Raw genomic sequence first — 18,473 nt, forward strand, 5'->3', positions numbered from 1 at the left:
GGTCCCTTGGATCCGGCCGATCCGGTTTGTCCGAACGCTTGGGAACGTCGCGCCGTCCTCCCATTCGCTATCGTTTTGTCCATGCGACGCCGCCTCCTTTTACTCGTCGAATCGCGCTTTCCCTAGTCTTACCCGATTTAGGCCGTTTTTTTGTTTGCCGGTCCTTTTTTTGATACATTTAGAAAATGGGAGAAGGAGGAAGCGTCTCATGTCGAACACGGAATGGTTATGGTTAATCGGCGCAGCGGCTGCGTTAATTGCCTTCTTCTTGGCATGCGGCATCTACGTTTTTTTCGTCGAGCCATTCAGGCTCGCCGTGACCCGTCGCGAGATCGAATCCCCTTGGCTGCCTGCGGGCTTCGACGGCATCAAGATCGTACAATTCAGCGACACGCATATTGGACCCAACTATTCAGTCAAGAGACTCGAAGGCCTCATCGCGACCATCGCCGCAGAAAAGCCCGATATCGTCGCGTTCACGGGCGACCTGTTCGATGCCAGAAGGAACAATCCCGACCGGGCAAAAGACCTCTCGCCTTTGCTGTCGCGCATCGAGGCTCCCCTGGGCAAGTTCGCCGTCTACGGCAATCACGACTTCGGCTACGAGCGGACCAGACGAAGCACCAATCCGACGCTGGCGAGGGCGGGCTTCGAGCTGCTGCTGAATGAGAGTAAAAAAATTCGGCTGGACAACGGCGAGCATCTGTCGGTATCCGGACTGGACGACTATGTACTCGGCAGGCCCGATCCGACGCGCGCGCTCGCGAAGCTTCGTCCGGACGGCTTCAATCTGCTGCTCGTTCACGAGCCCGATGTCGCGGCGTCTCTCGTCCGCTATCCGATCGACCTGCAGCTGTCCGGCCACAGCCACGGCGGACAAGTCAAGCTGCCGATCGTCGGCGCGCTCGTCCGCACGCAGCTCGGCAGACGATTTCTGTCCGGTCTGCATGTCGTCTCCGACAGGCGCCGGCCGCGCAGGCCCTACCTGTTGTACGTCAACCGCGGCATCGGCACGACGCGCCTGCGCGTCAGATTCGGCAGCGTGCCGGAGCTGTGCGTATTTACGCTGCGGCGCAAGGTGCAGGCTGACGGCTGAGCGTGTCGATTGGCTGCAGGTGCCTCGTTTGTTTGATGCTTTTTAGCAGGTACATAGAGTGTGCTTGTCCAGCGGCGAGGCGAAAGTGGCGAAGCGAGGAGAGCCGGGATCGGGCATCGCGGGATCGTGGGGCATTCGAAGCAAAGAGGCGTTCTTATAGAGGCACCTTGCCATGCAGCGGCGCCCTCTGAGGCCAAGTAACGATGTACAGTGCCACATCTTATTATGTTCGCGCCACTCTCCAAGGAAAAATAACGCTGTTCAATGCCGCAGCGCCAGACTCCCACGGCAAAGCCCTCCCCGAGCTGCTCGGAAAGGGCTTTGCCGTGCCTTTATGCATCACGCGAGACGAGGCTTGAGCAGCGAAGCGAACGCGGGCAGCAGGCAATCGCGCATCCGCGCGTAGCCAAGGTCCGACGGATGCACGCTGTCCGCGGAGCATTCGCCGTATTCCTCGCCGAGCATGTCCTCGCCGCTCAGGAAAAAGACCTGCGTATCGCCTGCGTCGCGCAGCCGCTGTACGATGTCCCGCTGCAGCGTCAGCCGCCGGCGCCGCTCGATGTCGAACAGCGGGACGAACGCCTCGCGTCCCATCCTGATCTGGGATACGACCAGGATTGGCGTCAACGGGTGGGATTCTCGATAAATCTCGATAAACGCAGGCAGCGTCTCTCCGAGCCGCGCGGTGCTCGGCGTATTGCCCTCGTAATCGAGCACAAGCAGCGCCGGGTCGCCGATCTCCGCAGCCAGACGGGCCAGCTCCGGCTCGCCCTGCGCGTTGCCCGAGAAGGCCAGGCTGACGAATTCGATCGGCAGCCCGCGGCTGAGCTGATTCGGATAAGCCATTCCCGGACGCGAGGCGCCCGCCCCGTGCACAATGGACGTGCCGTAGATGACGACCTTTTTATCGCTGGCGAAGCCCGTAAAGGGCATTACCGCCGCATCCGGCGCAAGGCCGATCTCGAGACTGTCGATACCCTGATAGAGCGGCAAATAAAGCGTGACTTCCTTTTCGGACTCGTCCTGGTTCTCGAAAAGCAGCGATTCATACGCCTCGTCTTCGTAATGGAACTTCGTGGAGCAGACATAGCGCTGGCGGCCCTGCGGACCCAGATAGCAGTCGATTCCGCACTGCGCGATCGGCGACAGCTGGGCATACTCGGCCCGTCCGAACAACCGGACGCGAACAGCCAGCTTCGCCGAATTCGTACGAAAACGGATCTGCGCACCCGTCGGAAAGTTGGCCAGCCGGTCGATCTCAGGCCTGATCGGCCACGCCGGCGCGAGCGGGAGGCGGCGGAAACGCTTTTCGCTGTCGAACCAAGGCAGCCCGCATTTGCGAAAAGACTTATCGGCGGCATCGAGCCAGCGCCACGGCCCTCCGGCGAGCGAATCGACGGCGAACGCGCTGTCGACCGGTTTGCGCGATTGTTGCGCGTTTTGCATGCTGCTTCCTCCTTGATCGGGTCGGCCCGCGCGTACGCGGGCTTTTCCTATTAGCGTAGCGGCTCGGGCTTCGCTTGGATAGGAGGAGGACCACGATTATTGGAGCGTTTCTACGATTCCTAGCCCAGCTCCGTCTTGTTGGCCTAAGCGTCTCCCTTATTGCCCCGCATTGCGCCGAAATCGCAAAAAAATGAAATCATACATCTTTTTCCGCTAGGATCAGCTACTTCTGAGCGAATAAATGTTAAAGCGCTTCTCATTTTTTAAAAACGCTAGTTTTCCGGCGCGTCCTTCGAATTTTCATGCACGTTCGCATGTATTTTATCCATCGCCGCCATTCGCTAGAAAATACATGTACAAATGCAGGCTTTTCGACCCGCATCGCATGAGGGGGCTAGGGGTAGTGCGACGGAGCGGCATGGGCGTTTGACGCATCAAAAATGCCGGCACGAATGCCGGCATGCGCGATTCCTATTTTATTCGGCGGCAGGCGGCGTGAAGGTACGCTTGGCGAACTCGGCGTCCATCATGAAAAACGCGTTGCTGTCGTCGGCGATGCGCTTCAGCTTGGAGATGATGCTGTCGAACAGCGCCTCCTCTTCCACCTGCTCATCGATGAACCACTTCAGGAACTGAATGGTTGCGTGCTCGCGATCGTTCAGCGCAAGGTCGGACAGATGGTAGATGCGGCGGGTGACTTCCTGCTCGTGCTCGTAGGCATGCTCGAATACTTCGAGAATGGAGCCGTAGTCGTTTTGAGGATCGGGAATGCCCTTCAGCTTGACCTTCTTGCCGCGGTCGTTCAGATACTTATAGATCTTGGACGCGTGGAAGCGTTCCTCTTCGGCTTGGATTACGAAAAAGTTCGCGAAGCCGTCCAGGCTCTCTGCGGAGCAGTAACCGGCCATCGCAAGGTAGACGTGCGCGGAATGCAGTTCAAAGTTAAGCTGCTCGTTCAGCGCGTCGTGCAGCGTGTCGTTCATCATGTGAAGCGCACCCCCAGTAAAAGTTGTTCGGACGCTAATCAGTTTACCACAATCTGTCTCGCTCGCCCATGGCGGCGATCTACATTTTGCGAGTCCGCTCCGCGTTGTTCGAGACACTATGTTTCCTGGCGTTTGCCGGCGGGACGGGCGAACCGGGGTAAGAAATCATGGACCCGAAGCCCGGGTCATGGCATAATCGAAGCAGGCTTGGGTATCTTTGGAAGCAGCAAAGCGAGGTGAATCGATGGAAACGGAATCCCTGCGAATGGTCGAAAAGCTGGCCGAGAAAAAAATGAAGATCTTCAAGCAAAGCAAGCTCCGCTATCTCGCCCGATCGGCGCTGGCCAGCATGTTCATCGGCTTCGGCGTCATCGTCGCCTTCAAGACGGGCAACTATTTTTACCTCGAGCACTCCCCGCTGACGTACCCGATGGCGGCGATTACGTTCGGCGCGGCGATCATTCTGATCGTGTACGGAGGCGGCGACCTGTTCACCGGCAACACGTTTTATTACTCCTACACCGCTCTCCGCAAAAAAATCCGTTGGTCCGACACGATCAAGCTGTGGTGCTGGAGCTACGTCGGCAACATCATCGGCGCCTGCCTGTTCGCGTTCATGATCTTCGCCACCGCCCTGTTCAAGGACGCCAGCGTCAATGCCTTCCTCCTGAGCGTCGTGGACAAGAAGATGAACACGCCCGTCGTCGAGCTGTTTTTCCGGGGCATCCTGTGCAATTGGCTCGTCTGTCTCGCCTTTTTCATCCCGATGTCCATGAAGGAAAACGGCGCCAAAATGTTCGCCATGATGCTGTTCGTTTTCTGCTTCTTCATATCGGGCTACGAGCACAGCATCGCCAACATGTGCACGTTCGCCATTGCGCTCGTCCTGCACCATCCGGGCACGATCTCGCTCGGCGGCGTACTGCACAACCTCATTCCGGTCACGCTGGGCAACCTGATCGGGGGCGGCGTACTCATGGCTTACATGTATTATTATGTCAATAAGCCGTTCATCGACGATATTCCGCAAGAAGAACATTAAACGCGATACAAGGAGAGGATTCGGATGAAAAAAACGAGAATCGTGGTCGTCGGCGCGGGAGCCGTCGGCTCGACGACCGCCTATACGCTAATGCTTCGCAACCGCGTTGACGAGCTGGTGCTCATCGACGCCAATCACAAGAAGGCCGTCGGCGACGCGCTCGATATGAACCACGGGATGCCTTTCCTCGGCGGCGGCGATCTGTGGGCGGGCAGCTACGAAGACTGCAAGGATGCGGATATCATCGTCATCACGGCTGGCGCCGCCCAGCGGGAAGGCGAGTCGCGGGTCGACCTGTTAAAGCGCAATGCCGTCATTATCGACAGCATCGTAGAAGAGGTGCTCAAGTACAACAAGACGGGCATCCTGCTCATCGCCTCGAATCCGGTCGACATCATGAGTTATATCACGTGGAAAAAATCGGGCTGGCCGGTCGAGCGGATCATCGGCTCGGGGACGCTGCTCGACAGCGCGCGCTTCCGCTATCTGATCGGCGAGAAGCTTAAGATCGATCCGCGCAGCGTGCACGGCCACATCGTCGGCGAGCACGGCGACTCCGAGCTGCCGCTCTGGAGCCTCGCCAACATTGCCGGCGCCGAGCTGTCCTTAAGCGACGCCGACAAGAACGAGATCTTCACGAACACGCGGGACGCCGCCTATCAGATTATTAGCGCCAAGGGCGCGACCTACTACGCCATCGCGCTCGCGCTCGACCGGATCTGCACGGCGATCCTGCGCGACGAAGGCGCTGTGCTCAATGTCTCCACCCTTCTGCACGATTACCACGGCGTTTCGGATGTGTTCCTCGGCGTACCGTGCGTCGTCGACCGACAGGGCGTGCGCGAGATCATCGATATCAAGATCTCGGACTTCGAGCGCGAGCTGCTGCACCGTTCGGCAGACAAGCTGCGCAATCTGATCGCGAGCATCGGCGTTTAATCGCGGCGATCCCAAGGCGACAAACAAACAGACCCCCTGCCGTCCTGCTGGACGGTCAGGGGGTCTGCCGCTTTAACGCGCGCACGGCGCGCTTACTCTTGCGCGATCAGACCCAGCCGGTTGCGCCATACGACCGGCACGTCCGTCGCCGTGGCACTGCGCTCCCCGGCCGCGGACTGCAGACTCGCGAGCTCGCTCGTCAGCTCGCCGAACCACGCCGTATCGCGGATCGCGAGCGATACATCGATCAGGTTGCGGAGCTGCTCCTCATTGTACTTGGTCGTCTGCGGCAGCGGCCGCAGCATGCCGACAGGCACCGCGATCTCCGTGCCGATCGCTTCGACGCGATCCGAAGCGGTGACGTATATGCCTGCGGCGCCTTGCACCGACAGAATCGAATTGACGAAGCCCTGTATCAGTTCACCTTGACCCGTTCTGCCGGCCACCCATTCTCCCATTTCAAATCGCATGCAAATCACCGCCTGTTCTTAAGTATCAGCCTAAGAGCACTTAACGGCTCCGGCCATACTGTTATTATAATAGTTACAGTTAATTTCGTCAAGCGTTCCCACTTTTCTCCGCCCTGACGACTTCGGTCAGCATGCGGCCGAGATCCGCATATACGCTGCCGAGCAGCTTGATCCGCTCCAGATCCGCGCCGGCCATGCTTTGCCCCAAGCTCTCGAACTGCACTTGACGCGCGCGCTCCGTAGCCTCGCGCAGTTTGGCTAGCGCTTCCGGCGATGGATCGGTCACCGTATCCGCGAAGCGGTCCACGCAATCTGCGGCCGCCGCCAGCGCCGGAACGAGCTCCTGGAACTGCAGTCCGGCTTCATCCAGCTCGATCAGGCTGCGCGCAATGCCACGCGCTTGCACGGACAGATGCTCCAGCCGCACCATCGCGGCCGAGACGCGCTCCACGCGCTCGCGGCGCATGCGTCCGAGCGGCACGAACTTCAGGCTCTGCCGGGCGAGCGCTGTCGCTTCATTGCCTCGCTGAATAAGCTGCAGCAGTCCGCGCGCTTCCTCGAGCACCTGCGCCGGGCGGCGATTCCCGCGCACCGCATCGTCATAATGCCGCAACACGGAGGCGATTCTTTTGCCGAGGCCCGATGCCTCATACAGCGCTTCGTGCGTCGTGTCGCGCGGCACGAGCGCGAGATTGACGGCGACCGCTACGCCCGAGCCAAGCAGCGTCTCAAGTATTCGGTAGGCCGCATAACCGTTCGTATTGCCGAAAGCGAGCACAAGCAGCGCCGATACGCCGATCTGCGCGCCAATCTGCGTGTTCAGTCGCATCGCGTTCGACACCGCCAGCCCTGCCAGGATGACCAAGGCGATCGTCCATGCGTTCACGCTCAGCCATTGACCGGCCAGTAGGCTGATCCCGATGCCGACGACGATCCCTACGATGCGGTACATGCCCTTCTGGATCGAATCGGCAACCGTCACCTGAAGCGTAAGAATGGCTGCGATCGGCGCGAAGTACGGATAAGAATGCGGCGTGACCGCTTCCGCCAGCAACCATGACAGCCCGCATGCCAACGCCGTTTTGACCGATTGCAGATCAATGCCGAGCTTGCGCAAAAGCAGGAGCGCGTCCCGTACCATTCCGTCACTTCCCTTATCCTCGTTAATCTTATTATAGCAATCGAGCGGCATCGATCGGAAATATCTATGAGCTGCGCGGTTGACACTGCCGTAAGTTCCACCTATACTCGAAACATAACCAATTATTCCAACATATTTACTATGATATATGCCGTCTACCGGATCGCCGGGGATCGGACGTATTTGCGATGTGCTTGGCTCGCAGATACGCCGATCCCTTTTTAATAGGAGAAGGAGGAATGTCGGATGATTCAGATCAAGACGCCCGCTCAATATTGGAATCGGCCCGGCGCGTTGGGAGAAGCGGCACCCTGGGCGCCTTATTCCGGTAAAAAGGCGGTCGTGATCGCCGGACATAAGGCATGGCGCAGCATATCGGAGAAGCTGCTCGGACGACTTTACGACGATGGCATCGCATCCGCCTATTATCCGTTTGACGGCTATTGCACCGCGCACAAAATCGACGTCTATGCGGAAAAAGCCGCCGCCTTCGGTGCCGAGCTCGTCGTCGGCGCAGGCGGCGGCAGCGCGTTGGACTTAAGCAAATCCGTCGCACAACGGCTTGGCCTGCCGGTCGTGACGATACCGACCGTCCCCGCCACTTGTGCGGCATGGTCGGCGCTAACCGTACTATATGACGATGCGGGCGGCGTCGTCGGCCACCGGCCGCTGACCGGCTCTCCCGCGCTCGTGCTGGCCGATGCCGACCTGCTCGCCGCAGCACCTCTCCGATATTTATCGGCCGGCATTGCCGATAGCGTGGTGTTATGGTACGAGACGCGCATCAACGTCTCCTACGGGAAGTACGGCCGCCTGGACGGCCGGATCGGCTGGCATACGTCGCTGCTTGCGCTTGAGATTTTGAAGCGCGAGGCGGTCGCCGTCTACCGGGAGGCCGAGAAAGATAAGACGCATCCGGCGTTTCCCGACGTCATCGACGCGATTTTTTTGCTGGCGGGTCTCGTCGGCAGCATCGACGGCGACGGCAAGCGCACGGCATTCGCCCATGCGATCCACGACGCGCTTACCTGGTTTCCCGAGACGAAGGGCACGCTGCACGGTGAAAAGGTCGCATTCGGCCTGCTCGCCCAGCTCGCGCTGGAAGGACAATTCGAGGAAGCCGCCTACTGGGCGGGATTTTATCTGCAGCTAGGGCTGCCGGTCACACTCGCGGAGCTCGGCTTCGCCGGCGCCCCCTCCCTTATCGCCGCGCGAATCGCCGCTTACGTCCCGTTCGATGCCGATACCGCCGAAGGATTGGCGTTCCCGGTCAGCGAGCGCCTGCTGGCGGAAGCGATCGTCCAGGCCGACATCGTCGGCCGTCGGGCTGCACGGCTCGCTTCATCGGTGCCGCCGGCGATTTGACGGATGATGTAGTCTTCGTCAGAGCTTCTTTCTGCTATTAGGCGGTTAAGGTACCCAATGCAGTCTCCGTGGAAGCTCCTTTCCCCTCACAGTCGACCGTGACTCCCGGTGTAGTCTCCGTCAGAGACTCTTTTCGCTCATAGCCCGCCAAAGCTCAGAATGTAGCCTCAATCGGAACTAATTTGCGCCGCCGCGCCTCCAGTCGGCGGTTTTGTCGGGTTTAACCCGGCGCTTATTCGCTCCTCAGTCCCATCCTGTAACCGCGCTCTCTTACATTATGCTCCGGCGCCGTCAGCACACCGACACACCTTATCCCGAAAGAGTCCTTCTTCAAGGATTTAATCAAATCTGCGGATATCCGGCATTTGATCATCGCATAGTCGTTGTCCCAGCCGACAGCCATTCCGATTGGCTGACCGATCATCGCCCGCGTCGTTCCTCCGCTTTAAAGCCTGCGAATATACAGCTTTTTTTGCCGGTATCATCCCTTTTGTACAAAAAAGATACAAAAATGCAGGTTTTTTCTTCCATCATCCCGATTTCCGGCATGCGCTTTGAATTTACCTGCAGTATTTGCATGTATTTCATCAAGCGTCGCGAGTCTGCAGAAAATACCTGTACAAATGCAGGTTTTACGATCGGTCAAACATCCGAGAAGCGCCTTCACGCCGATAGCAAGCCGACCCTGTCCACGAATCGCCGCCATTGCTTTGATATTCAAAAAAGGGATAAACCAGCGCAATCCTTCGCGCCGCTTCATCCCTTTTTATTCCTTAAAACAAACCTTATACCTCTACCGAAGCCTTCGCCAGCGTATGCCGATTGGCCGGAATCGGCACGCCGAGATTGCCGCGGAGCGTGTCGGCTTCGTATTCCGTGCGGTAGATGCCGCGTTCTTGCAGCAGCGGTACGACAAGCTCGACGAAGTCGTTCAGGCCGCTCGGCAGCGTCGAGTGAATGATGAAGCCATCGGCCGCCTCTTCCCTATGCCACTGCTCGAGCTGATCCGCGATCTGCTCCGGCGTCCCGATGAACTGGCCGCGAGGCGTCGCCGCGCGGAGCGCCACTTGGCGAAGCGTGAGCCCTTGCTCGCGCGCGTCCTTCTTGATTTTGTCCGTGCCGCTTCGGAAGCTGTTGCTGCCGAGGTCCCCGATGTCCGGAAACGGCTCGTCGAGCGGATATTGCGAAAAGTCGTGATGCTCGAAAAACCGGCCGAGGTAATCCAGCGCTTTTTCGATCGATACGAGACTCGCAATCTCCTCGTACTTGCGCTCCGCGTCCTCCCGCGTGCGGCCGATGATCGGCCCGATGCCAGGCAGAATGGCGATGTCGTCGCGCGAACGGCCGTAAGCTACTGCGCGGTCCTTGACATCCTTGTAGAACGCCTTCGCCTCCTGCAGATTTTCCTGGCCGGTGAAGACGGCGTCGGCTTCCTTGGCTGCCAGGTTTTTGCCGCTCTCCGAGGAACCTGCCTGAAAGATGACCGGCTGACCCTGCTTGGAACGGGCGACGTTAAGCGGACCTTCGACGGAGAAATGCTTGCCCTTATGATTCAGCTTGTGCAATTTGGAAGGGTCGAAGAACACGCCGGACGCTTTGTCGCGCACGAACGCGTCGTCTTCCCACGAATCCCAGAGGCCCTTCGTTACTGCCAGGTACTCCTCCGCGATCTCGTAGCGCTCGTCATGGGTCGGATGCTCCGTCTTCCCATAGTTGCGCGCGGAGCCTTCGAGCGGCGAGGTCACGACGTTCCAGCCGGCGCGGCCGCCGCTGATCTGGTCGAGCGAGCCGAACTGGCGCGCCACCGTAAAGGGCTCGCTATAAGAGGAGGACAGCGTTCCGACGAGCCCGATGTTCTTGGTGACGGCCGCGAGCGCAGACAGGATGGTGATCGGCTCGAAGCGGTTGAGGAAGTGCGGGATGGACTTTTCGTTAATATAAAGACCGTCCGCGATAAAGACGAGGTCGAACAGGCCTTCTTCCGCCTTTTGGGCTGCCTGCACGTAGAATGGAAGGCTGACGCTCGCGTCGGACGGAATCTCCGGATGTCTCCATGCCGAGATGTTGCCGCCTACGCCGTGGATAAGTGCGCCGAACTTCAGCTTTTTGCGTGCGCTCATCGTATTGCCTCCTTTAATATGGGGAAATGAAATCAGATCTTCAGCAGGGCGGCGTCGTTCAGTTGAAGACGATAACTCTTGACGAGAATGTCGCCGTTATAGAGGTCTTTGTCGTAGGCGCGCTCAAAGCCGAGGCGTTCGTACAGGCGAACGGCGGAAGCCATGAGATCGGAGGTGTGGAGGTGGAGCGTCTCGCCGCCATGCGCCTTCGCGCGAAGCGCGGACTCGCGCAGCAGCGCAGTGGCGACGCCTTGGCCGCGGGCTTCGGGGCTAACGGCAATCAGGCGGATAATCGGGGACTCGATGCCGATATCGCGGCCGTAAGCGACGATCGAGGAGTCGAACAGCACCGCGCTGCCGACAAGCCTGCCCTCCCGCTCGGCTACCAGGCGGGCGAACGGTCCGGGCGCGTCGACCGATGCGGCGATATTGTTTTTGTATTCAATCCAACGTTCCTCCGGCATGGTTGCTTCGTATTGGCCGTAAGCCGCGAGCAGTACCTCCCGGATCGCTTCGCGGTCGCCGTCTTCGGCGTCGCGGACTTGAATGTTCGCCTGCGCCATGGTTAAGCCCCCTCTCGTGCGGAAGCCGACGGCTCGCGGCCAAGCGCCGCGGCCTCTGCCGCCTTGATTCTGTCAAGCTGTCCGAGATGATGCTTTGCATGCGCCGCGAAACCGCGCACGACATCGGCAAGCGTCACCCTGTCGCCCTTGGCGTTGATCGCTTCTTTCTCCCAATCCGCCGGGGACAGCCGATGCAGCAGGCGCGCGTTGTAAGCGACGAGAGAACGGAAGCCCTCGAGCACGTCGGACGCCTCCGCTTCGTTGCCGTATTGGCCTTCGACCCAGGGGTCCTGGTTGAAGGCGGGCAGACGAACTTGCGAGCCGGACAAGATCTCCCGAATGCGGAAGGAAACGACGATCAGATGATCGGCCAGATGGACGAGCACCTCGGTGGCGCTCCATTTGCCCGGACCCGGCTTCCAGGTCAGCGCGGCTACGTCCAATCCGCGGACGGCGTCCGTCAGCCAATCGTAAGTTTTAGAAAACGCGTCGATATCGGCGTTATGATTGCTCATGCGTAAACGACCTCCTTATGGGGTTGAAGCTGCGGTTGCCGACGGGAAACGGGAGAGCGAGAACGGCAGAAGGTCTTGCGGGGGAATGTCCGATTGCGTCCATTCGGCCAGCGCCTCTCCGATCGCGCTGGCGAACTTGAAGCCGTGACCGGAGAAACCGCCGGCGAGCAGCACGCCCGGAAGCGCCGGATGCGCGTCGATGATGAACTGGTCGTCCGGGGACAGCTCGTATTTGCATGCCGCGCCGTGCAGCAGGCGGCCCTCGGCGCCGGGGAGAAATTCGCGGAGCGCCGCCCGCAGATCGGCTTCGTCCTCCGGATAAGCGCCAAAAGGCTCAAAGCGTTCGCCCGGCTGCCAGGGTCGGCCGCCGTCGTGCCGGCCGATCTTGACGCCGGCGCCGCCGATGCTCGGGAACCCGTAGTAGCCGCCCTCCGGTCCGCCGAACGTGAAGCCCGGCAGATGGCCCGCGCGGTAGAGACGCTCGTCGGCCTCGAACCAGCCGACGACCTTGCGGACCGCCCGGATTGGCAGCTTTACGCTCGGTTCCAGCGATTTGAACCAGGCGCCGGCGCTAACGACGACCTTGCCGGCCGCGAATTCGCCGCGGCTCGTTTTTACCGCAAGACCGCCGCCGCGCCTTGCCTCAATGCCATGGACGGCCGTATCCGTCAGCAGCTCCGCGCCGGCCGCCAGCGCTTCGCGCCGATACGCGGCAACGCAGCGCTCGCTGTACAAATATCCCGCGTCCGGCTCATACAGCCCGCGGTAGTGCGCGGGCACGGTCCATCCCGGCCACCGCCGCTCGATCTCGGCAGCGTCCAGCGATTCGTAACGAACGCCCTCGCGATCGGCATCGGCGAACCGGCCATCGTACGCGTAGGCGCCCGGGTCGCTCACGTTTAGCACGCCGGACCGTTCGAGCAGCCGTTCGCCCGTCCGCTCCTCCAGCTCGCGCCACAGCGCGTCGGACCGAAGCGCGAGTCTGACATAGTGCGCGCCTCCGTGGTAGACGTGACGAATCAGTCTGGGCTCTCCATGATGGCTTCCGCCCGTGTGAGGCGGGTCGAACGCGTCGATCAGGAGCGTCTTCAGCCCGCGGGCGGCCAAATGATAGCCTGCGCTCATCCCCATCGATCCGGCGCCGACGACAATGACGTCATACACGCCCGCGCCGCTCATGCTTGCGCTCCGGCTTCGGCGCGCGCCGCAATGGGCTCGGAGCCGGCCGTCTCGTCGGCCGACAATTCCGCCAGCGCGCGGGTCGCCACGGCCGCGAGATAGTTAGCGGCATGCGGGAGCGCAGCTTCGTCGACGTCGAAGGCGGGATGATGCCACTCGCGCGGACCGTTCGTGCCCAGAAAGACGAAGGCGCCCGGCGCTTCCTTCAGATATAGGGCGAAGTCCTCGCCCGCCGGCGAAGGCTTCGGCTCCAAGACCGTAAGTCCTGCCCGCTCGGCGGCCTTCGCTGCCGAACGCGCCCAGCGCGCGTCGTTGACGACCGGCGGCGGCCCGCCGGTCCAGCGCGTGCGCGCCGTCGTGCCGAACGCGGCCGCCACGCCGTCAACCACTTGTTCGAAGCGCCTGCGCACCTCGGCGCGGACGCTTTCGTCGAACGTGCGGATCGTCCCGTCGAAGATCGCCTTTTCCGGAATGACGTTCCAGGATGTGCCCGCGCTGAGCCGGGTGACGCTGACGACCGCGCTGTCGAGCGAGCTGACGTTGCGGCTGACGATGCTCTGCAGCGCCGTCAGCATGTGCGCGGCCGTGACGAGCGGATCAAGCCCCGCCTCCGGCACCGCTGCGTGCGTTCCTTTCCCGTCGACTTCGACCGCGAAGCCGTCCGCGGCCGCCATGATCGGACCGGAACGGATGCCGATCGTGCCGACCGGCAGATCCGGCTTGTTGTGCAGGCCGAATACCGCGGCGACGTTCGCCAGCGCGCCGCTTGCGATCACCTGGGCCGCGCCCTTCGCCTTTTCCTCCGCCGGCTGGAACAGCAGTCGCACCGTGCCCGGCAGCTCGGCTTCCCGGCGCTTTAGCAGCACCGCGGCGCCGATCAGCGCCGCCGTGTGAAAATCGTGACCGCATGCATGCATGACGCCAGGCCGCTGCGAGGCGAACGGCAGTCCCGTCTCCTCCTGGATCGGCAGGGCGTCGATGTCCGCGCGCAGCGCGACGATCGGGCCTCCAAGCAGACCGCCGATCTCGGCGACGAGACCGGTCTTGAGCGGATAATCCGCGATCCGGACGCCTTCCTGCCCGAGCCATTCGCGGATCGCTGCGGTCGTCTCGTATTCTTCGCCGGACAGCTCCGGATTGGCGTGCAGCCGGCGCCGAATTTCGATTAATTGCCGTTCTAGCGGCTCATCTGCTCTCAGACTCATCTCATGTCCCTCCTTCGGTCGGGCGGTCATTCGATAACCGGCAACCGCCTTTCGCTACCTCTTCTATTAATCGGCCATTCAATCAATCGGCCATTCAGTCGACGCCGACCGGCAGCTCCTCGAACGCTTCCTTGATCAAACGGATCGAACGCTCGCGCTTCTCGAAATCCGCCAAAATCGTCGTAAACAGCAGCTCGTTGACGCCATAAGTTTTTGCCAGCTCCAGCAGACGCTCGCGCACCTGCTCCTTGGTGCCGCGGGTAATGTCCGCGTCGCGCACCTCCGCAGTAAACGTCTCGCCGGCCTGGCGCGCGAACTCCTCGGCCTGCTCGAGCGTGCCGACGTTGACGGTCTTACCGCTTGCCAGCGTGACGCGCACGTTCTTGAATTCGCCGGCCAGCTCGGCGGCTTCGGCTTCCGTGTCGGAAGCGATGACCGACAAGGCAAGGATCGCCCTTGGCTGACGGCCCGTGCTATAGTCGAAGCTCGCGCGGTAGGTCTCGAAGGCGCGTGCGGCCGTATCCGGGTCGTTGTTGATGAATAGCGCGAACGCGTACGGATATCCGCGCTTCGCTGCCAGCTCGGCGCTCGATACGCTCGTGCCGAGCAGATGAATCGCCGCAGGTGCAGCGGGCAGCGGATTCGCCTGGACGCCGGCGAGCGGATGGGCTTCGCCCGCAGGACCGCTTAAGTACTGCTCCAGTTCGCCGAGCTTACTCGCCAGATCCGCCGCTTGGCCTGTTTCGCCTTGCAGCGCGCGGGTCGATCGCGGGAGACCGCCCGGCGCGCGGCCGATGCCCAGCTCTACCCGGCCCGGAGCCAGCGTCGCGAGCACATTGAAGTTCTCGGCGACCTTGTACGGGCTGTAATGCTGCAGCATGACGCCGCCGGAGCCGACGCGGATGTTCGAGGTCCGGGCGAGCAAATGGGAGATCAGCACTTCCGGCGAGGAGCCAGCCACCGTGGGCGAATCGTGATGCTCGGCGACCCAGAACCGGTCGTAGCCAAGCGATTCGGCGAGCTGCGCCAGCCGGATCGTACCCTGCAGCGCCTCGGCGGGCGTGCGTCCGGGGAAAACAATGCTTTGGTCCAAAATGCCAAGGGATAAGGCCATAGGTCCCAGCTCCGTTCGAATTAGATATTATAAACGGCCTCGGGGGTCATGCGGCGCAGAAATTGCTTCGTACGCTCCTCCCGCGGCGATCTGAAAAATTCGGAAGCCGCGCCCTCCTCGATAACGACGCCTTCGTCCATGAACACGATGCGGCTCGCCACCTCCTGCGCGAACGCCATCTCGTGCGTGACGATGATCATCGTGATGCCTTCCCGGGCGATCTTGCGGATGACGGCAAGCACCTCGCCGACCAGCTCCGGATCGAGCGCGGACGTCGGCTCGTCAAACAGAATGACGTCAGGATTGAGCGCGAGCGCCCTGGCGATGCCGACACGCTGCTGCTGGCCGCCGGACAGCTGGCTCGGATAGGCGTCGAGCTTGGCGCCGAGTCCGACCTTCTCGAGCAGCTCGACGCTCCGCTTCCTAGCCTCCTCCTTCTGTACGTTTTGCACGACGACGAGTCCTTCCATGACATTCTGCAGCGCTGTCTTGTGGCGGAACAGATGGTATTGCTGAAACACCATGGCAGAGCGGCCCCGCAGGCGGTGAATGTCTTTTTTGGACGGATGGCCGCAATCGACCGCGACTTCGCCGATCTGAATGCGACCGCTGCCCGGACGCTCCAGGTAGTTCATGCAGCGCAGCAGCGTCGTCTTGCCGGAGCCGCTCGGACCCAGGATGGCGACAACCTCGCCTTTTTCGACCTCGAGATCGATGCCCTTAAGCACCTCTTGACGGCCGAACGACTTGCGAATTTGCTTCAAGGCGATCATGCGACCCCTCCTCTGTCATAGCGGGCGACCCGTTTTTCCAGCAGTGCCGTCAGTCGTTCGATAACGATGGTGAGCCCCCAGAAGATCAACGCAGCCGCGATATACGATTCGAAAAACTTCCAGTTGGTCGACGCGACGATCTGCGCCTTGGCGTTGATCTCGACGACCGACGCGGTAAAAGCGAGCGTCGATCCGTGCAGCATTCCGATCACCGAGCTCGACAGATTGGGCAGCGCGGCCGCGAATGCCTGCGGGAATACGATTCGGCGAAGCGCCTGCCAGGTCGTCATGCCGACCGCATAGGCAGCCTCGATCTGTCCGCGGTTTACGGCGAGCAGGCCCGAACGTACGACCTCCGACATATAAGCGCCGGCCGTGATCGAGAATGCGACGTACGCAAAGCCGATCATCGGGATTTGAACGGAACTGAAGGAAAGGCCGAGCGCGCCTGACAGGGCGTCGATCGCAATGGGGAGGCCGAACATGACCATGAGCAGGTGGGTCAGCATCGGCGTGCCGCGGACGAAGGTCACGTAAGCCGACGAGATCTCGCGAAGAACGGGAATCCGGTAAATGCGGGACAGCGCGGTGACGATGCCGATGATAAAGCCGAATCCGACCGATACGGCAGTAATCTCGAGCGTCGTCGGGATCGCGGCCAGCAGCTTGATAAAGGCTTCCCAGATGAATGCCGGATCGAGCTTCATCGCAGCGCCCCCTCTTCGGTCAGATTCAGCCTGCCGTTCGCATCGTTACCTTTCACGCGTCGCCGGTCCCGCGCCCTGGACTTGGACGCGCCGTCCGTCGCCTCATGGCGGAGCAGCCGCCGTTCCAGCCGGTAGAGCAGCTTCTCAAGGACGAAGCTCAGAATAAAGTACAGGAGCGCAAGCGCCAGATACGATTCGAAAAAACGCTGGGTCATCGTCGGCAGCGTCTGCGCCTTGCCCGTCAGCTCCATGATGCCGAGGGAAAACGCAAGCGACGTGTCCTTCAGGTTGGCGATGGCCAGATTGCCGAGCACGGGCATCGCCACGGCGATCGCTTGCGGCAGCACGACGCGACGGAATGCCTGAAATCCGGTCATCCCGATCGCGTAACCGGCTTCGACTTGACCTCGATCCACGGCGCCTACGGACGCCCGGATCGCCTCCGAGATGAAGGCGCCGCTATGCAGGGCGTAGGCGGTGATGACGAATACGAGCACCGGGGTGCGGGAGACGTCGACATGGACCAGCTTTAATAGCTCGGGCAGGCCGTAATAGATCAGAAACAGCTGGATGAGCAGCGGCGTGCCCCTGAAAAAAGATACGTACACCTGGGACAGCCGCTGCAGCACGGGGATCCGGTATAGACGGGGAAGGGCGACGAGCATGCCGACCGCCGAACCGATCAAAAACGAGAAAACCACGATCTTCAGCGTGATCCCCACGGAAGGCAGCAGCCGGACAAAATACTCGAATACGTAGGAGACATCGACAGATGCACCCATCGGCTCTCACCCTTTCCGACGCTATTTGGAGATGTTGGCCGTGAAGTCCTGACCGAGCCATTCTTTGCTGAGACTGCCGAGCGTGCCGTCCGCCTTGAGTTCCTTGATTGCCGTATCGACATCGTCGGCGAGCTGCTGCGATTCGGGATCGTCCTTGCGGAAGACGAACAGGATGTCGGCTTCGCTCAGATCGTCGCCGACCGTCTTCAGCTTGCTCTCGGGGTCGATGAGGGAGAGCGTGAAGTCCGCGCCGATGGTCGCGTCCACGCGGCCGGTCGCGACTTGGCTGACCGTATCGTTTGCCGCGCCGCTCTGATAGACGATATTGATTTTCTTGTCGTGGTCTCTGTTATAATTTTCGAGTATCTGCGCCTCGGCGCTCGTCGCGCCCGTGAGTACCTTCTTGCCTGCGAGATCGTCGAGCGATTTGATCGAATCATTGTCCTTGGCCACGATGATTTTGTTGCGCCAATGCGCATACGCCTCTTTGTTGAACAGGTATTTTTGTTCGCGCTCCGGATTTTTTTCCATTTCGTGAGCCACGAAGTCGATTTTTTTCGTTTCCAGGCTCAGCAGCAGGTTGCTGAATTCCATCGTCTGAAGATCGAACTCATACCCCGGCAGACGCTCGTCGATCTTCTTCACGAGCTCGACGTCAAATCCTGTGAGCTTCCCTTTGTCGTCCAGAAACGCCACCTTCGGGAACTGCGTGCCTGTGCCGACGACGATTTTTTTGACCTTGCCGTCCGGCGCCGTGCTCGCCGACGACGATGCGGAGGCCGGTGCCGACGCGGAGGCCGACGCTTTTGTCGTTTCCGATGCGCTGCTTGTCGCGGCTGCTGCGCCATTGTCGTTTTTGTTGCCGCAGCCCGCCGTCACCGCTACCGTTGCCGTCAATACCAAACTTGCCGCGCTCGTCCATAATCTGTTTTTTCTCATATTAAAATCCTCCACCCTTTTCTCGTGTTATACGGCTGGCCGCGACGATCTCCGGATGTCAGGTCGATTCGTCCGTTTCTTAATAGTTAAT

At 60.8% G+C, this 18,473-nt stretch carries 19 protein-coding genes; 4 read left to right on the forward strand and 15 right to left on the reverse strand.

Translation table 11 applies throughout. From position 1 onward, the window contains the following. The first annotated feature begins 208 nt into the window (after positions 1–208). Positions 209–1,096: a metallophosphoesterase gene (locus ACFSR7_RS24225; protein ID WP_378166008.1), complete on the forward strand. Its 888-nt coding sequence runs from the start codon at positions 209–211 to the stop codon at positions 1,094–1,096. Positions 1,097–1,435: 339 nt separating this feature from the next. Here the strand turns inward: ACFSR7_RS24225 and ACFSR7_RS24230 are convergent, their stop codons facing one another. Both ACFSR7_RS24230 and ACFSR7_RS24235 read right to left on the reverse strand, forming a co-directional pair. Beyond that, positions 1,436–2,542: an SGNH/GDSL hydrolase family protein gene (locus tag ACFSR7_RS24230; RefSeq protein ID WP_378166010.1), complete on the reverse strand. Its 1,107-nt coding sequence runs from the start codon at positions 2,540–2,542 to the stop codon at positions 1,436–1,438. 476 nt (positions 2,543–3,018) lie between these two features. After that, a complete protein-coding gene (locus ACFSR7_RS24235; RefSeq protein ID WP_378119519.1) occupies positions 3,019–3,525 on the reverse strand; it encodes a ferritin in 507 nt (168 codons plus the stop codon). A gap of 247 nt (positions 3,526–3,772) precedes the next feature. On the opposite strand from ACFSR7_RS24235, the gene ACFSR7_RS24240 reads away from it, so the two are divergent. Both ACFSR7_RS24240 and ACFSR7_RS24245 read left to right on the forward strand, forming a co-directional pair. Then, positions 3,773–4,570 carry a formate/nitrite transporter family protein gene (locus tag ACFSR7_RS24240; RefSeq protein WP_378166012.1) on the forward strand — a complete coding sequence of 266 codons (798 nt, stop codon included), beginning with the start codon at positions 3,773–3,775 and terminating at the stop codon, positions 4,568–4,570. 24 nt (positions 4,571–4,594) lie between these two features. Beyond that, positions 4,595–5,509 (forward strand): L-lactate dehydrogenase, encoded by a 915-nt coding sequence (locus ACFSR7_RS24245; RefSeq protein ID WP_378166014.1) that lies wholly within the window; start codon positions 4,595–4,597, stop codon positions 5,507–5,509. A 92-nt stretch (positions 5,510–5,601) separates the two neighbouring features. Here the strand turns inward: ACFSR7_RS24245 and ACFSR7_RS24250 are convergent, their stop codons facing one another. Both ACFSR7_RS24250 and ACFSR7_RS24255 read right to left on the reverse strand, forming a co-directional pair. Further along, complete coding sequence (locus tag ACFSR7_RS24250) at positions 5,602–5,979, reverse strand: IDEAL domain-containing protein (protein ID WP_378166016.1); 378 nt, start codon at positions 5,977–5,979, stop codon at positions 5,602–5,604. 88 nt (positions 5,980–6,067) lie between these two features. Then, entirely contained in the window at positions 6,068–7,120 is a 1,053-nt protein-coding gene (locus tag ACFSR7_RS24255) for an FUSC family protein (protein ID WP_378166017.1), read from the reverse strand. A gap of 246 nt (positions 7,121–7,366) precedes the next feature. Here ACFSR7_RS24255 and ACFSR7_RS24260 point away from each other — a divergent pair, with 246 nt between their 5' ends. Continuing rightward, positions 7,367–8,485: an iron-containing alcohol dehydrogenase family protein gene (locus tag ACFSR7_RS24260; protein WP_378166019.1), complete on the forward strand. Its 1,119-nt coding sequence runs from the start codon at positions 7,367–7,369 to the stop codon at positions 8,483–8,485. Positions 8,486–8,966: 481 nt separating this feature from the next. On the opposite strand, the gene ACFSR7_RS24265 is transcribed toward ACFSR7_RS24260, so the two are convergent. The 11 genes from ACFSR7_RS24265 to ACFSR7_RS24315 form a co-directional block, all read right to left on the reverse strand. Continuing rightward, positions 8,967–9,245, reverse strand: coding sequence for a hypothetical protein (locus ACFSR7_RS24265; protein WP_378166021.1), 279 nt, complete (start codon positions 9,243–9,245; stop codon positions 8,967–8,969). 25 nt (positions 9,246–9,270) lie between these two features. Next, positions 9,271–10,605, reverse strand: a complete 1,335-nt coding sequence (locus ACFSR7_RS24270; RefSeq protein ID WP_378166023.1) for an LLM class flavin-dependent oxidoreductase — start codon at positions 10,603–10,605, stop codon at positions 9,271–9,273. A 32-nt stretch (positions 10,606–10,637) separates the two neighbouring features. Next, positions 10,638–11,168: a GNAT family N-acetyltransferase gene (locus ACFSR7_RS24275; RefSeq protein WP_378166025.1), complete on the reverse strand. Its 531-nt coding sequence runs from the start codon at positions 11,166–11,168 to the stop codon at positions 10,638–10,640. Between the two features lie 2 nt (positions 11,169–11,170). Beyond that, on the reverse strand, positions 11,171–11,683 hold the full coding sequence (locus tag ACFSR7_RS24280; protein ID WP_378166027.1) for a DinB family protein: 513 nt from the start codon (positions 11,681–11,683) through the stop codon (positions 11,171–11,173). 15 nt (positions 11,684–11,698) lie between these two features. Further along, positions 11,699–12,862, reverse strand: a complete 1,164-nt coding sequence (gene solA / locus ACFSR7_RS24285; RefSeq protein WP_378166029.1) for an N-methyl-L-tryptophan oxidase — start codon at positions 12,860–12,862, stop codon at positions 11,699–11,701. Beyond that, the gene (locus ACFSR7_RS24290; protein ID WP_378166031.1) at positions 12,859–14,067 is read right to left on the reverse strand and encodes an amidohydrolase; all 1,209 of its coding nucleotides are present in this window, start codon (positions 14,065–14,067) and stop codon (positions 12,859–12,861) included. The genes solA and ACFSR7_RS24290 overlap by 4 nt, the downstream gene beginning before the upstream one ends. Positions 14,068–14,161: 94 nt before the next feature. Next, on the reverse strand, positions 14,162–15,181 hold the full coding sequence (locus ACFSR7_RS24295; RefSeq protein WP_378166033.1) for an LLM class flavin-dependent oxidoreductase: 1,020 nt from the start codon (positions 15,179–15,181) through the stop codon (positions 14,162–14,164). 20 nt (positions 15,182–15,201) lie between these two features. Beyond that, positions 15,202–15,954 (reverse strand): amino acid ABC transporter ATP-binding protein, encoded by a 753-nt coding sequence (locus tag ACFSR7_RS24300; protein ID WP_378166035.1) that lies wholly within the window; start codon positions 15,952–15,954, stop codon positions 15,202–15,204. Further along, positions 15,951–16,661, reverse strand: coding sequence for an amino acid ABC transporter permease (locus tag ACFSR7_RS24305; protein WP_378166037.1), 711 nt, complete (start codon positions 16,659–16,661; stop codon positions 15,951–15,953). Before ACFSR7_RS24305 ends, ACFSR7_RS24300 begins: the two co-directional genes overlap by 4 nt. Beyond that, positions 16,658–17,443: an amino acid ABC transporter permease gene (locus tag ACFSR7_RS24310; RefSeq protein ID WP_378166039.1), complete on the reverse strand. Its 786-nt coding sequence runs from the start codon at positions 17,441–17,443 to the stop codon at positions 16,658–16,660. Before ACFSR7_RS24310 ends, ACFSR7_RS24305 begins: the two co-directional genes overlap by 4 nt. 21 nt (positions 17,444–17,464) lie before the next feature. Next, positions 17,465–18,382 (reverse strand): transporter substrate-binding domain-containing protein, encoded by a 918-nt coding sequence (locus ACFSR7_RS24315; RefSeq protein ID WP_378166041.1) that lies wholly within the window; start codon positions 18,380–18,382, stop codon positions 17,465–17,467. Positions 18,383–18,473: the final 91 nt, after the last annotated feature.

It is taken from the genome of Cohnella sp. GCM10020058 (genome assembly GCF_042683485.1).
Taxonomy (GTDB): domain Bacteria; phylum Bacillota; class Bacilli; order Paenibacillales; family Paenibacillaceae; genus Cohnella.

What these genes read in the sequence shown, in the direction of transcription:
- ACFSR7_RS24225 (WP_378166008.1), top strand. Translation starts at nt 209, where the DNA reads ATGTCGAACACGGAATGGTTATGGTTAATCGGCGCAGCGGCTGCGTTA.
- ACFSR7_RS24230 (WP_378166010.1), bottom strand. Translation starts at nt 2,542, where the DNA reads ATGCAAAACGCGCAACAATCGCGCAAACCGGTCGACAGCGCGTTCGCC.
- ACFSR7_RS24235 (WP_378119519.1), bottom strand. Translation starts at nt 3,525, where the DNA reads ATGAACGACACGCTGCACGACGCGCTGAACGAGCAGCTTAACTTTGAA.
- ACFSR7_RS24240 (WP_378166012.1), top strand. Translation starts at nt 3,773, where the DNA reads ATGGAAACGGAATCCCTGCGAATGGTCGAAAAGCTGGCCGAGAAAAAA.
- ACFSR7_RS24245 (WP_378166014.1), top strand. Translation starts at nt 4,595, where the DNA reads ATGAAAAAAACGAGAATCGTGGTCGTCGGCGCGGGAGCCGTCGGCTCG.
- ACFSR7_RS24250 (WP_378166016.1), bottom strand. Translation starts at nt 5,979, where the DNA reads ATGCGATTTGAAATGGGAGAATGGGTGGCCGGCAGAACGGGTCAAGGT.
- ACFSR7_RS24255 (WP_378166017.1), bottom strand. Translation starts at nt 7,120, where the DNA reads ATGGTACGGGACGCGCTCCTGCTTTTGCGCAAGCTCGGCATTGATCTG.
- ACFSR7_RS24260 (WP_378166019.1), top strand. Translation starts at nt 7,367, where the DNA reads ATGATTCAGATCAAGACGCCCGCTCAATATTGGAATCGGCCCGGCGCG.
- ACFSR7_RS24265 (WP_378166021.1), bottom strand. Translation starts at nt 9,245, where the DNA reads ATGAAGCGGCGCGAAGGATTGCGCTGGTTTATCCCTTTTTTGAATATC.
- ACFSR7_RS24270 (WP_378166023.1), bottom strand. Translation starts at nt 10,605, where the DNA reads ATGAGCGCACGCAAAAAGCTGAAGTTCGGCGCACTTATCCACGGCGTA.
- ACFSR7_RS24275 (WP_378166025.1), bottom strand. Translation starts at nt 11,168, where the DNA reads ATGGCGCAGGCGAACATTCAAGTCCGCGACGCCGAAGACGGCGACCGC.
- ACFSR7_RS24280 (WP_378166027.1), bottom strand. Translation starts at nt 11,683, where the DNA reads ATGAGCAATCATAACGCCGATATCGACGCGTTTTCTAAAACTTACGAT.
- solA (WP_378166029.1), bottom strand. Translation starts at nt 12,862, where the DNA reads ATGAGCGGCGCGGGCGTGTATGACGTCATTGTCGTCGGCGCCGGATCG.
- ACFSR7_RS24290 (WP_378166031.1), bottom strand. Translation starts at nt 14,067, where the DNA reads ATGAGTCTGAGAGCAGATGAGCCGCTAGAACGGCAATTAATCGAAATT.
- ACFSR7_RS24295 (WP_378166033.1), bottom strand. Translation starts at nt 15,181, where the DNA reads ATGGCCTTATCCCTTGGCATTTTGGACCAAAGCATTGTTTTCCCCGGA.
- ACFSR7_RS24300 (WP_378166035.1), bottom strand. Translation starts at nt 15,954, where the DNA reads ATGATCGCCTTGAAGCAAATTCGCAAGTCGTTCGGCCGTCAAGAGGTG.
- ACFSR7_RS24305 (WP_378166037.1), bottom strand. Translation starts at nt 16,661, where the DNA reads ATGAAGCTCGATCCGGCATTCATCTGGGAAGCCTTTATCAAGCTGCTG.
- ACFSR7_RS24310 (WP_378166039.1), bottom strand. Translation starts at nt 17,443, where the DNA reads ATGGGTGCATCTGTCGATGTCTCCTACGTATTCGAGTATTTTGTCCGG.
- ACFSR7_RS24315 (WP_378166041.1), bottom strand. Translation starts at nt 18,382, where the DNA reads ATGAGAAAAAACAGATTATGGACGAGCGCGGCAAGTTTGGTATTGACG.